General features: G+C 69.6%; 9 protein-coding genes. 8 read left to right on the top strand and 1 reads right to left on the bottom strand.

Translation table 11 applies throughout. The features are described 5' to 3' along the window. The first annotated feature begins 114 nt into the window (after window positions 1–114). Entirely contained in the window at window positions 115–2,991 is a 2,877-nt protein-coding gene (gene glnE / locus QQA13_RS14295; protein WP_108471892.1) for a bifunctional [glutamate--ammonia ligase]-adenylyl-L-tyrosine phosphorylase/[glutamate--ammonia-ligase] adenylyltransferase, read from the top strand. A gap of 214 nt (window positions 2,992–3,205) precedes the next feature. Beyond that, entirely contained in the window at window positions 3,206–6,169 is a 2,964-nt protein-coding gene (locus tag QQA13_RS14290; RefSeq protein ID WP_159082182.1) for a ligand-binding sensor domain-containing diguanylate cyclase, read from the top strand. Here QQA13_RS14290 and QQA13_RS14285 read toward each other — a convergent pair. Continuing rightward, window positions 6,164–7,138 carry a mitochondrial fission ELM1 family protein gene (locus tag QQA13_RS14285; RefSeq protein ID WP_108471683.1) on the bottom strand — a complete coding sequence of 325 codons (975 nt, stop codon included), beginning with the start codon at window positions 7,136–7,138 and terminating at the stop codon, window positions 6,164–6,166. The genes QQA13_RS14290 and QQA13_RS14285 overlap by 6 nt on opposite strands. A 134-nt stretch (window positions 7,139–7,272) precedes the next feature. Here QQA13_RS14285 and QQA13_RS14280 point away from each other — a divergent pair, with 134 nt between their 5' ends. The 6 genes from QQA13_RS14280 (at window position 7,273) to QQA13_RS14255 (ending at window position 12,296) form a co-directional block, all read left to right on the top strand. Further along, window positions 7,273–7,866, top strand: coding sequence for a malonic semialdehyde reductase (locus tag QQA13_RS14280; RefSeq protein WP_108471682.1), 594 nt, complete (start codon window positions 7,273–7,275; stop codon window positions 7,864–7,866). A 52-nt stretch (window positions 7,867–7,918) separates the two neighbouring features. Further along, window positions 7,919–8,512, top strand: coding sequence for a YceI family protein (locus tag QQA13_RS14275; protein ID WP_108471681.1), 594 nt, complete (start codon window positions 7,919–7,921; stop codon window positions 8,510–8,512). A 303-nt stretch (window positions 8,513–8,815) separates the two neighbouring features. Next, window positions 8,816–9,025, top strand: coding sequence for a zinc-finger domain-containing protein (locus QQA13_RS14270; RefSeq protein ID WP_108471680.1), 210 nt, complete (start codon window positions 8,816–8,818; stop codon window positions 9,023–9,025). A gap of 78 nt (window positions 9,026–9,103) precedes the next feature. After that, entirely contained in the window at window positions 9,104–10,231 is a 1,128-nt protein-coding gene (locus QQA13_RS14265) for a glycosyltransferase (RefSeq protein WP_108471679.1), read from the top strand. A gap of 60 nt (window positions 10,232–10,291) precedes the next feature. Then, window positions 10,292–11,554, top strand: coding sequence for an O-antigen ligase family protein (locus QQA13_RS14260; RefSeq protein WP_108471678.1), 1,263 nt, complete (start codon window positions 10,292–10,294; stop codon window positions 11,552–11,554). Then, on the top strand, window positions 11,544–12,296 hold the full coding sequence (locus QQA13_RS14255; protein ID WP_108471677.1) for a glycosyltransferase family 2 protein: 753 nt from the start codon (window positions 11,544–11,546) through the stop codon (window positions 12,294–12,296). The genes QQA13_RS14260 and QQA13_RS14255 overlap by 11 nt, the downstream gene beginning before the upstream one ends. The last annotated feature ends 7 nt before the right edge of the window (window positions 12,297–12,303 follow it).

The raw sequence follows: 12,303 nt of genomic DNA, 5'->3' as shown, positions 1-12,303 counted from the left end.
ACCGCGGATAGGCGTGGCCGGCGAGTTTCGGGCTTGCACGCGGCTTGTTCAAGCTGGCGTCACGGGTTGCCGGCCGGCTGCCGGCAACCGCTCTCCGTGCGGCACAATGGCTGGATGACCCACCCGGAATCCACCGCGCTGCGCGCGCTGATCGACGACCGCTACGGCGAACTGGCCGCCCGCTGCCGTGCTGCCGGCGTGCCGCTGCACGACGACGCCGGCGTGGCCGAGCGGATCCGCCGCACCCTGCTGGCCAGCGACTTCGCCTTCGACGTGTGGTGCCGCCAGCCGCAGCTGCTGGCGCCGGCCGGGCTGGAACGGCTGCGCTCGGGCAGCGACGCCAGCGCGCGCATCGACGCGCTGAAGCTGCCGGACGACGAGGCCGCCTGCATGGCGGCGTTGCGCCGCTTCCGCCATGCCGAGGCGCTGCGGCTGGTGTTCCGCGACGTCAACGCCCTGGACGAACTGCCGGAAACGCTGTCCGCCACCAGCGTGCTGTACGAGGCGCTGCTGGAGGCCGCGCTGGGCTGGTCCGAACGCGCGCTGGCCTCGCGCTATGGCCACGGCCGCGCTGCCGATGGCGCGCTGCAGCGGTTGCTGGTGATCGGCTTCGGCAAGCTCGGCGGCAGCGAGCTGAACTTCTCCTCCGACATCGACCTGGTGTTCGCCTATCCGCAGGGTGGCCAGACCGACGGCGCGCGCCCGCTCGACAACAGCGAGTACTTCGTGCGGCTCGGCCGCCAGCTGGTGCGCCTGCTGAACGAGCCGACCATGGACGGCATCTGCGCGCGGGTCGACCTGCGCCTGCGCCCGTTCGGCAACGCCGGCCGGCTGGCGCTGTCGTTCGCCGCGATGGAGCAGTACTACCAGAGCGAGGGCCGCGACTGGGAACGCTACGCGTGGATCAAGGCGCGCCCGGTCGCCGGCGACCGCGCCGCCGGCAAGCAGCTGCAGGAGCTGCTGCGCCCGTTCGTCTACCGCAAGTACCTCGACTACACCGCGTTCGCCGGGCTGCGCGAGATGAAGGCGCTGATCGACGCGGAAGTGGCGCGCAAGGATCTCGCCGACAACCTCAAGCTTGGCCCCGGCGGCATCCGCGAGATCGAGTTCATCGTGCAGCTGACCCAGCTGATCCGCGGCGGCCGCGAACCGTCCCTGCGCGTGCGCGGCCTGCTGGGTGCGTTGACCGCCTGCGAGGCGCGCGGCCACATCGGCGCGGCGCGCGCGCGCATGCTGCGCGAGGCCTACGTGCTGCTGCGCCGGGTCGAGAACCGCGTGCAGATGCTGCGCGACGCACAAACCCACGACATCCCCGCCGATACACTGAGCCGCGAGCGCATCGCGCTGAGCCTCGACCATCCCGATTGGGACAGCCTGCAGGCGGCCCTGGCGAAACAGCGCGCGGTGGTCAGCGAGGAATTCGCCGCCGTGCTGATGCCGCAGGGCGGCCGCGCGGCCCGCGTGCCGGCCGCCGACAAACTGCTGTGGCAGCGCGCCTGCGACGAATCGCTGGACGCCGCCACGCTGGAAGCCTCCGGCTTCGCGCCCGGCGCCGAGCTGGCCGATGCCTTGCTGAAATTGCCGCAAGCCGCGGCGGTGCGCGCCATGTCGCCGCGCTCGCGCGAGCGGCTCGACCACCTGATGCCGCAACTGTTCGACGTCGCCCGCGCCACCGCGGCGCCGGTGGCCAGCCTGCTGCGCCTGTGCCGGTTGATGCAGGCGGTGGCGCGGCGTTCGTCCTATCTGGCCCTGCTGGAAGAGCAGCCGGCGGCGCGACGGCGGCTGGTGCGGCTGTTCGCCGACAGCGCGTTCCTGGCCGAGCGCGTCATTGCGCAGCCGCTGCTGCTGGATGACGTGCTCGACCCGCGCATCGACCAATTGCCGTTCAGGCGCGCCGACATCACCGCCGAGATCGCCCGCGTACTGGGCACGCTGGAGGAGCGCGAGGCCGAAGCGGAGCTGGAGCGGATCAACGAGTTCAAGGCCTCCACCGCGTTCCGGCTGGGCCTGGCGTTCAACGACGGCCGCGCCGACGCAGTGGCCACCGCGCGCCGGCTGGCCGCGCTGGCCGAGTCGGTGGTCGCGGCGGTGCTGGCGCTGGCCGAGCGCGAGCTGGTGGCGCAACACGGTCGTTTGCCCGGTGCCGGTTCGGGTTTTTCGGTACTGGGTTACGGCAGCCTCGGCGGCGAGGAGCTCGGCTTCGCCTCCGACCTCGATCTGGTGTTCGTCTACGACGGCCGCCGCGCACAGGCGATGAGCGACGGTGCGCGGCCGCTCGAGGGCTCGCGCTGGTACCAGCGCCTGGCCCAACGGGTGATGAACTGGCTCACCGTGCTGACCCGCGGCGGCCGCCTGTACGAAGTCGATACGCGCCTGCGCCCGGACGGTTCCAAGGGCCTGCTGGTCGGCAGCCTGGACGCCTTCGTGGCCTACCAGCAGGGCCGGGCGTGGACCTGGGAACACCAGGCGCTGCTGCGTGCACGGCCGGTGGCCGGCGATGGAGCGCTGAACGCCGAACTGGCCGGGGTCCGCCGCGCGATCCTGGCGGTGCCGCGCGAGCGCGCCACCGTACTGGCCGAGGTCGGCAGCATGCGCCAGCGCTGGCGCGCCGAGCGCGACCGCTCCGACGAGCTCCGCTTCGACCTCAAGCAAGGCCATGGCGGCCTGCTCGACATCGAGTTCGCACTGCAGGGGCTGGTGCTGGCGCACGCGGCCGGGCAGCCGGCCCTGCTCGGCGTCACCGCGAACGCCGGCCTGATCGAGGCCTGCCGCGCCGCCGGTCTGCTCGACAGCAACCAGGCGGCCATTCTCGCCGTGGCCCACGCCGACCTGCTGCAGCGCGCACTGGCCTGCACGCTCGACCTGCGTTCGCGCGTCGCGCCGCGCGATGCGGAACTGGAGCAGCTGTGCGGCAGCGTGCGCGAGATCACCGCTGCGCTGGGGTTCGCGTTCGATGCATCCGGCGACTCCGGGGCGGGGTCGGCGGCGTGAGCGGCGTGGCCGGCGATGGCCACGGATCAGTCCCGGCCTTGGTGCCGTCGGCCAGCGGGTCCAGCCGGGCGTCGATCGGCCGGTATCGCCGGCGCGCTTTCTGATACCTTGCCAGCTAGCGAAGCCGGGGCGGTCTGCAAGTCCGGGCAACCAGCGGAAGGCTGACGTCAGGGCAAGGGGGAGCATGGCACGGGGACGTTACACGATCCTGCTCATGATCACGGTCTGCATGTCCGGGGTACGACCGGCGGCGGCGATGGATCCGCACACACCGTTCCACACGTTCGTCGTCGATCACTGGAGCGTCGAGCAGGGCCTGCCGCAGATCACCGTGCTGGGCATGGCGGAGGACCGGGCTGGTTTCCTGTGGCTCAGCACGCAGGCCGCCGTGGCGCGTTTCGACGGCACGCATTTCACCACGTTCGACCGGGCCAGCACCGGTGTCGACACCAGCATGCTCTCCGCGGCATGGGCCGACCCGCAGGGGCAGGTCTGGTTTGGCGGCGCCCGCGGCCTGTTGCGCGAACGCGACGGCCACTTCACGGCCTGGGATGGTGACGCGGTCAATGCGATCACGGATGCCGGTGACGGCACGCCGCTGCTGGCCACCTCGCACGGCCTGGCGCAGCTGCACAACGACAGGATCACCCCGCTGGCCGGCTATGCCGGAGCGGCCTTCAGCTTGTTGCGCGATGGCAAGGTGCTGTGGGTCGGCGGGTCCGGCCACCTGTGCCGTCTCGATCCCGCAATCGATCCGCCGGCGATGACGTGCATGCAGCCGACTCGCGCCGACCACCGGCCCGTGCTCATCAACCACATGGCACTGGTCCGTGGCAGCGTATGGCTGGGCACGCAGGTCGGACTGATGCGTGTGGACGGAGATCGCATCGTTCCGGCCGGATTGAGCCCCGAACTCGATACCGCGTCGATCGAAAGCCTGCTGACCGATCGCGACGGGACCTTGTGGATCAGTACCGTGCAGGCTCTTTATCGACGGTTGCCCGACGCGACGCTGGAACGGGTGGCCGACAGCGACATCGCGCGCCACCCGTGGGTCCGGGCACTGCACGAGGATCGCGCCGGCAACCTGTGGATGGGTACCCAGATCGGCGGCTTGTACCGGGCCTGGAATGGCTGGACGCGAAGCGTGTCGACCCGCGACGGCGTGCTCGATTCCCTGGTGTGGAGCATCGTGCGGGCGCCGGACGGGAAGATCGTGTTCGGCACCAATTCGGACGTGGAGACTTTCGACGGCAAGCGCGCGCAGCCGTTGATCCCCGGCAGCGCGCTGCCGAATCCTTCGGCCTATGAGCTGTACTACGACCGCCGGGGCCGGCTATGGGTCGGCACGCGCGCGGGTGTCGCCGTCTACGAGCGGGGCAGGAATGTCACCCCGCCGGCCCTGTCCGCCCTGGACGGCCGGCAGATCAACGACATCCGCGAGGTGGCCGACGACGACTTCTGGATCGGCACTTCCGGCGGCCTGTACCGCTTGCAGCAGGGCAGCTTGAGCCGGGCCGATCCGGCTGCCACGGCTGCCGCCTCGATCATCCGCTGGATCCTGCCGCTGGCGGCGGATCATCTGTACCTGGGCACCGAGGATGGCGTGCGCGAACTGCGCCATGGCCGGGTGGAGGATCCGGCGTGGGCGGCGCCGCTGCGTGGCCACTTCGTCACCCGCGTGGTCATGCTGAAACCAGGCATGCTCGGCATTGCCACCACGGATGCCGGCATCGGCGTGATGCAGGACGGGCGATTGCGCATGACCGGCCAGCGGGATGGCCTGCCCAGTGACAACGCCTGGACGCTCGATGTCCTCGATGGCGACCTCTACGTCGGTTCGATCGCCGGTGCCTGGCGGCTGCCGCTGGCGCAACTGCCGTTGCCGGGTTCGCCGCCACGCCGGGTGATGCCGCAGCTGCTGGCCGGCGAAGAACGCGCCACCGCCCTGCACAATACGCGCTGCTGCAACGGTGGTGCCGGTTCGCGCAGCCTGATCGATGGTGATGCGATCTGGTACAGCACGACGGATGGCGCGCTCAGGCTGGACACGCGTGCGCTCGACAAGCAGCCGAAGCCGCCGCAGGCGATGATCGAGTCCATCGAGCATGGCGACCGGCAGTTTCCGGGCCAGCCATTCGACCTGCGCCAGGGCGCACGCGACCTGGCGGTTTATTACACCGCGCCCTACCTGCGCGTGGGTGCGCTGCGGTTCCGCTACAAGCTGGAAGGCTACGACGCGGACTGGCAGGACGCCGGCGCCCGGCGCGTCGTGTACTACACGCACCTGCCGCCGGGCCACTACCGTTTCCGTGTCGCCGCCGCACTTCCCAGCGCCCCCGACTTCGGTCCCGAGGCGGATCTGGCGATCCAGGTCCGGCCGTACTGGCATGAACGCGTGTCGGTTCGGGTGGCGGCGATCCTGCTGCTGTGCCTGGCCCTGTTCCTGCTGGTCCGCTGGAGCATGCGTCGGCAACGCCGGCGCAATGCATGGCTGGAGGCGGAGGTCGACCAGCGCACCGAACAGCTCGTGCGCGCGCTTGAACGCCTGCGCGTGACCAACCTTGCGCTGGCCGAGGAAAGCCATACCGATACACTGACCGCGCTGCACAACCGGCGTTACCTGCTGGCGCGGCTGCCCGAGGTGCTTTCCGGCGAAGCCTGCGCCGGCGTGGTGCAGATCGATGTCGACTACTTCAAGCAGATCAACGACAACTACGGCCACGCGGTGGGCGATGAGGTATTGCGCAAGCTGGGTCGCCTGCTCATTAAGGCGCAGCGTGGCAGCGACATGTCCGTGCGCTGGGGCGGGGAGGAGTTTCTGCTGCTGCTGAAGGATGTCGATGCCGCCGGCGTCATGGCCATCGCCGAGCGCCTGCGTCACGACATTGCGGCACAGGAATTCGCGAATGGTCGCGGCGGCAGGATCCGGCTGACCTGCTCGATCGGTTTCAGCATGCATCCGCTGGCCACGCAGGTCGACAAGACCAGCTTCGACGCGGCACTCGAATTGGCGGATCTGGCCCTGTACCGCGCCAAGCAGGATGGACGGGACACCTGCGTCGGGCTGGTGGTCACGGCGCCGCTGTCCGCCGAGATCCTGCATGCGCCCCTGGCGCCGCAGCTGGGTGCGTTGTTGGCGTCTGGCTGGCTGCGCTGGCTGCGCGAAACTTCATGATTCGCCCGGCCGGGCACGGATCCGTTCGCACAGGATGGCCGCGATGGCGGCGGTTTCCCGCAACGGCGGTTGCCGGCCGGACGCCGCATCGAGGTCGTGCAGCAGGCCGGCTTCGCGCAGCGACTGGTGGAAACGCGCGAGCTTCGGCGGCAGCGGCGCGCTGACCAGGGTTTCCACCGGGCAGCCGACGGCGCAGGCTTCCGAGAGCATGTTCACCGAGTCAGGGGTGACCACCAGGCGGTCGGCCCAGCCGAGCACGCCGGGGTAGGGGTTGCGGCCATCGTCGGGGCCGGCCCAGACCAGGCCCGGCACGCCTTTCAGTTCGTGCCGGAAGATCTCGACCAGTGCGGGCGGGGTGCGCCGCGAGCCCAGCACCAGCAGGCTGCCGCCTTCGCGGCGGTGGCGTTCCAGCAGGCGCGCGACCAGCCGCAGGGCGTAATCCGCACCCAGCGCGATGCCCTGGCGCGGCCCGCCAAGCAGCACGCCGACCCGTGGCTGCAGCAGTTCGGTGAATTGGGGGCAGGCATCGCGGCCGTCGGCCAGCCACTCGTCGTCGACCGAGTTCAGCGAGCCGAGCGGACGCAGCACGTTGGGGCCGTCGAGCTGGTCGTGGCGGGGTGCGATCACCGTGTCCCAGAGCGCGGGGTCGATCCGCGGGTTCAGGATCTGCACGGTATGGCACTGGCCGTCGGCCAGTTGGCGCAGCAAGCGGGTGAACAGGGCGGCGGCGCGACCACAACCGATCGCCACCGCTGGCCACGGCGGCGCGAACAGCTGGCGCTGGCGTGCGGGCAGGGCCAGCCGACCGCCCCATGCCAGTCGCGGCGCCAGCCATGACCACGGCGCCCGCGGCTGCAGCACCAGGTGGCGCAGCGGCAGCTGCAGGTATTCGGCCAGCGCCAACGCCTGGCGCTGGTTGCCGGCGGCGCTGTCGGTGATCACCCAGCATTCACCATGCAGCTTCAGCATGAGCGCTGGCGTCGCGGCATTGTTTCCGGAATGAGCACTGTACGTTCTCTTTGCGGGTGGACTGTTCGCGTGCGACCACCTATAAACTGGCGGGATGGCGTCATTGCCGGCGCGTCTTTCCACAGAGGATACCGATGAGCGAGTTGCTTTCCGAGGCCAGTCTGGACCAGTTGTTCCGCCATGCCCGCACCTTCAACGCGTGGCTGCCGAAAGAGGTGAGCGACGAGCAGTTGCACCAGCTCTACGACCTGGCCAAGTTCGGGCCGACCAGCGCAAATTCCTCGCCGATGCGGGTGGTGTTCGTGAAGTCGGCGGCGGCGAAGGCAAAGCTGGCGCCGTTCCTGTCCGACGGCAATCGCGCCAAGACCATGGAAGCGCCGGTTACCGCGATCGTCGCCACCGACCACGCGTTCTACGAGCAGTTGCCGAAGCTGTTCCCGCACGCCGACGCGAAGAGCTGGTTCGTCGGCAACCAGCCGCTGATCGACACCACCGCATTCCGCAACGCCACCCTGCAGGGCGCCTACCTGCTGCTGGCGGCGCGGGCGGTCGGGCTGGATTGCGGTCCGATGTCCGGCTTCGACAATGCCGGCGTGGATGCGGCGTTCTTCGCAGGCACCACGGTCAAGTCGAACTTCCTGATCAGCATTGGTTACGGCGATGCCAGCCGCAACCTGTTCCCGCGCAGTCCCCGCCTGACCTTCGGCGAAGCCTGCACGATCGCCTGAAGCCCGCGTCCCGTCCCCACTTTCCCGCCCCCATTTTCCACGGAGTCTTTCCATGCGTGCATTGAAGTATCTCGTTCTTGCCGGCTTGCTCGGCGCCGCCGTGTCGGTCCAGGCCGCCCCGGTCACCTACAAGCTCGACCCCAGCCACACGATGGTCCTGTTCAGCTGGAACCACTTCGGCTACTCCAACCCCACCGCCAATTTGGGTCTGGGCGAGGGCACCGTGGTGTTCGACGAGCAGCACCCGGTCAGGTCCAGCGTGGAAGTGACCCTGCCGCTGGCCGACCTCGATACCCATGTGCCGGCGCTGGACGAACACCTGAAGAAGCCGGACTTCCTCGACGCCGATAAGTACCCGGTGGTGACCTTCAAGAGCACCGCAGTGCAGCCGCTGGGCGGCAACAAGTTCAAGGTTACCGGCAACCTCACCGTGCACGGCGTGACCCGCCCGGTGGTGCTGGACGCGACGCTGAACAAGATCGGCCCGCACCCGATGACCAAGGCGCCGTCGATCGGCTTCGACGCCACCGCCAGCATCAAGCGTTCGGAGTTCGGCGTCGGCGCCTACGTGCCGAACGTCAGCGACGAGCTCGTCATCCGCATCACCACCGAAGGTTCGGTGCCGAAGAAGGCCGCGGCCAAGTAAAGTTGCTGTGACCCACAAAAAACCGCGCCATCATCGGCGCGGTTTTTTTATGGGCGGATGAATCGGCTCGGTTCGCCTTCGCGTCGACGCCTTCAGCGTGAGGTGCTGGCCAGCCACCACGCCCTATTCGCCGTACTTCGACTGGGTGTTCCGCGCGCCTCGTGGGCCAGGTTGCCGTTGGCGCTGTGGGTTTTCCCGTCGCCGTGACCGGGCTCTGCTCCCGCGCCTTGCCCGCACCGTCCCCCGACGAAAGGCGGCAGCCTGCTACCATTTGCGGCCTGCTGTCCAGTCCGGAGTCTGCTGATGTCGTCCCCCCATTCCGCGGCGGTGCCGCTGGTGCCGGCAAATGCCGAAAATCGTTACGAAGTGACGCGCGCCGACCTGCCGCTGTCCTGCCCGATGCCCGGCATGGCGCTGTGGAATTCGCACCCGAGGGTATACCTGCCGATCGTCGATGACGGCGGCGAGACAGTCTGTGCCTACTGTGGCGCACATTACGTGCTGCGCGACTGATCGCACGGGCTCGCCCGGGTCGCTGGCGGCATTATTTTTGCATGCCTTCACAGAATGAAAGCCTCCAGCCCCGAGCTCATGTCCAGCATTGCCGTGCCCGTCAAGCTGCTGACTGTGGTCCAACTGATCCCTGCGCTGCAGTCCGGTGGCGCGGAGCGTTCGGCGCTGGAGATCGCGCGGGCGCTGGTGCAGGCCGGCCACCGCTCGGTGGTGATCTCGGCCGGCGGGCGGTTGGTCGAACAGCTGCAGGCCGAGGGCAGCGAGCACATCACGCTGGACCTGGGGCGCAAGTCGCTGGGCACGCTGGCCCGGCTTGGCGCCTTGCGCCGGGTGCTGCGTGAACTGAAACCGGACATCGTGCATGCCCGTTCGCGGCTGCCGGCCTGGATGGGCTGGTGGGCGCTGAAGGGGATGGCGCCACGGCCGCATTTCGTCACCACCGTGCACGGGCTCAATTCGCCGGGCCGCTACAGCGCGATCCTGCTGCGCGGCGAGCGTGTGGTGGCGGTCTCGCAGACCCTGCGCGACTACGTGCTGAGCCATTACCGCTGGCTGGAGCCGGGGCGGGTGCGGGTGATCCCGCGCGGCATCGACCCGGTGGCGTTCCCCTACGGGCACCGGCCGGACGATGCCTGGCAGAAGGCGTTCTTCGCCGAGTTCCCGGCACTGACCGGTGCGCCGCTGCTGACCCTGCCCGGCCGTGGCACCCGGCTGAAAGGGCACCACGACGCGATCGAGCTGCTGGCCGACCTGAAGCGCCGCGGCATCGAGGCGCGCCTGCTGCTGCTGGGCGTGATCGAACCCGGCCGCGAGGCCTACGTGGCCGAACTGCGCGAGCTGATCCGCGTGCGCGGAGTGAGCTCGCAGGTGGTGCTGACGCCGCCGCGCCACGACGTGCGCGACATCTACGCGATCTCGGCGCTGGTGCTGCAGCTGTCGAACCGGCCCGAATCGTTCGGGCGCACGGTGATCGAGGCACTGTCGTTGTGCCGCCCGGTGCTGGGCTATGCGCACGGCGGCGTCGGCGAATTGCTGGCCGAGCTGTATCCGGCCGGCCGCGTGCCGCCGGGCGACCGCGAGCGGCTGGTCGAGCGCGCCGCCGAGTTGCTGCGGGTGGCGCCGCCGATCTCGCCGCTGCAGAGCTACCGCCTGGTCGACATGCAGCAGGCCACGCTGGCGCTGTACGACGAAGTGACCGCCGGCTGATACCGCTGCGGGCGGACGTGCTCGCCTACAATGCGTGATCGTCTTCGCCACGGTCCGCGCATGAACTCCTTCACCACCTCGTTCAAGGCCGCGCTGCGCTCCCCGCTGTTGCCGTTCTGGCTGGTGGTCGCACTGCTGCCGTTCGGTCGCAGTTCCGAACTGGGCACCGCATTGTGCCTGCTCGGCGTTATCCTGTTGTTCGCGCGCGAGCCGCACGCACTGCGCCAGCATCCCGGGGCACAGCTGCTGCTGTGGCTGCTGGCCGCCTACGTGGGGGCCGCGCTGCTCTCTGCCGTCGACGCGATCCGGCCGGGCAAGAGCTGGAGCACGGTGGTCGCCTTGCTGCGTTATGCGCCACTGGGCCTGTACGCCTGTTTCGCGATCCGCCGCGAGCACAAACTGCAGGCGCTGTACGTGGCCGTGGCCTGGGTGCTGGCGTTGTGGTGCGCGGATGCGTGGCTGCAGGCGCTGACCGGCTGGAGCCTGGGCGGACATGCCGAGGCCGAGCGTGTTTCCGGCATCTTCGGTGCGGACAATCTCAAGCTGGGGCCGACCCTGGCGGTGCTGTCGCCGTTCGCGTTGTGGGCGGCACAACGACGCTGGGGACTGCCCGGCCTGCTGCTCGCCTTCGTGCTGATACTCGGCCCGGTGCTGCTGGCCGGTTCGCGCGCGGCCTGGCTGTGCTACGCGCTGGTGGCGCTGGGCTTCGCCTGGCGCGAGGCGCGCTCGCCGCTGCGCTTCGCCGGATTCTGCGTGATCGCAACGGTGCTGTTGGCGCTGGCCGGCGGCCTCGCCTGGAAAGCCTCGACGCGGTTCCACGACCGCATGGAGCGCACCTTGCTGGTGCTGCACGGCACGGACCAGTCGCTCGACACCGCGCTCAGCGGTCGGCTCGACATCTGGCACGCCAGCATCAGGATGTTCGCGGCGCACCCGGTCAACGGCGTCGGCGTGCGCGGCTTCCGCTACGCGTATCCGCAGTACGCGCCGGCGAACGATCACTTCGTGGCCACCGGCGAGGCCTGCGGCGTGGGCGAAGGCGCCTGCCACGCGCACCAGCTGGTGTTGGAGGTGCTGACCGAAACAGGCACGCTCGGCCTCGCGCTGTGGCTGGCCGCGGTCGCGCTGGCGTGGCGCGCGTGGCGCCGGGTCGGTGCGGCGGCGCGCTCGCGTGCGTTTCCGGCCACGCTGGCGCTGGGCGTGATGCTGTTTCCGTTGAACACCCACCTGGCGTTCTATTCGGCGTGGTGGGGGTTGCTGTTCGCCTGGCTGCTCGGCCTGTGGTGCGCAGGGTTGTACGTGGAGGGCGACGATGGGGCGTGAGCTGCTGTCGGTGGTGGTGACCACCTTCAACAGCGCCGGCACGCTCGATGCCTGCCTGCGCGGGGTGAGCTGGGCCGACGAGATCGTGGTGCTGGATTCGGGCTCGACCGACGCCACCACGGCGATCGCCGCGCACTATGGCGCGCGCATCCACGCGCAGCCGTTCGCCGGCTACAGCGCGCAGAAGCAGGCGGCGATCGACCTGGCCGGCCATCGCTGGGTGCTGCTGCTGGATTCCGATGAATCACTGGACGCGGATGCCGCAGCGCATCTGCAACAGGCGCTGTTGGCGCCGGCCTACGCGGGTTACCAGTTGTGGCGGCGCGAGTGGCAGTTCTGGCGCTGGCAGTCGCGACGCGGCCGGCTCAACCACTACGTGCGCCTGTTCGACCGGCAACGCGCGCGCATGAGCGGCCACGAAGTGCACGAGGAAGTGCAGGTGGATGGCCCGGTGGGCGTGCTCGACGTGGTCATCGACCATCATGGCGAGCCCGACATCGCCGGTCGCGTGGCCAAGGCGAACCGCTACTCCAGCCTGCAACAGGCCGACCTGGCCGGGCGACGGGTGAGCTGGCTGCGCTTGCGCATGGTGGCGTATCCGACGGTGGCGTTCCTGCGTTATTACGTGCTGCGCGGACACTGGCGTTCCGGCTGGGCCGGTTTCATCGCGGCGCGCATCCACGCGTTCTACACGTTCCTGAAATACGCCAAGCTGTACGAGCGGCGGCGGCCGCGGCACTGACCCGGCG

This window comes from Rhodanobacter thiooxydans, assembly GCF_030291135.1.
In the GTDB taxonomy this organism is placed as follows: Bacteria; Pseudomonadota; Gammaproteobacteria; order Xanthomonadales; family Rhodanobacteraceae; genus Rhodanobacter; species Rhodanobacter thiooxydans_A.
This window is presented reverse-complemented; position numbering and strand designations above follow the sequence as displayed.

What these genes read in the sequence shown, in the direction of transcription:
- glnE (WP_108471892.1), top strand. Translation starts at nt 115, where the DNA reads ATGACCCACCCGGAATCCACCGCGCTGCGCGCGCTGATCGACGACCGC.
- QQA13_RS14290 (WP_159082182.1), top strand. Translation starts at nt 3,206, where the DNA reads ATGATCACGGTCTGCATGTCCGGGGTACGACCGGCGGCGGCGATGGAT.
- QQA13_RS14285 (WP_108471683.1), bottom strand. Translation starts at nt 7,138, where the DNA reads ATGCTGAAGCTGCATGGTGAATGCTGGGTGATCACCGACAGCGCCGCC.
- QQA13_RS14280 (WP_108471682.1), top strand. Translation starts at nt 7,273, where the DNA reads ATGAGCGAGTTGCTTTCCGAGGCCAGTCTGGACCAGTTGTTCCGCCAT.
- QQA13_RS14275 (WP_108471681.1), top strand. Translation starts at nt 7,919, where the DNA reads ATGCGTGCATTGAAGTATCTCGTTCTTGCCGGCTTGCTCGGCGCCGCC.
- QQA13_RS14270 (WP_108471680.1), top strand. Translation starts at nt 8,816, where the DNA reads ATGTCGTCCCCCCATTCCGCGGCGGTGCCGCTGGTGCCGGCAAATGCC.
- QQA13_RS14265 (WP_108471679.1), top strand. Translation starts at nt 9,104, where the DNA reads ATGTCCAGCATTGCCGTGCCCGTCAAGCTGCTGACTGTGGTCCAACTG.
- QQA13_RS14260 (WP_108471678.1), top strand. Translation starts at nt 10,292, where the DNA reads ATGAACTCCTTCACCACCTCGTTCAAGGCCGCGCTGCGCTCCCCGCTG.
- QQA13_RS14255 (WP_108471677.1), top strand. Translation starts at nt 11,544, where the DNA reads ATGGGGCGTGAGCTGCTGTCGGTGGTGGTGACCACCTTCAACAGCGCC.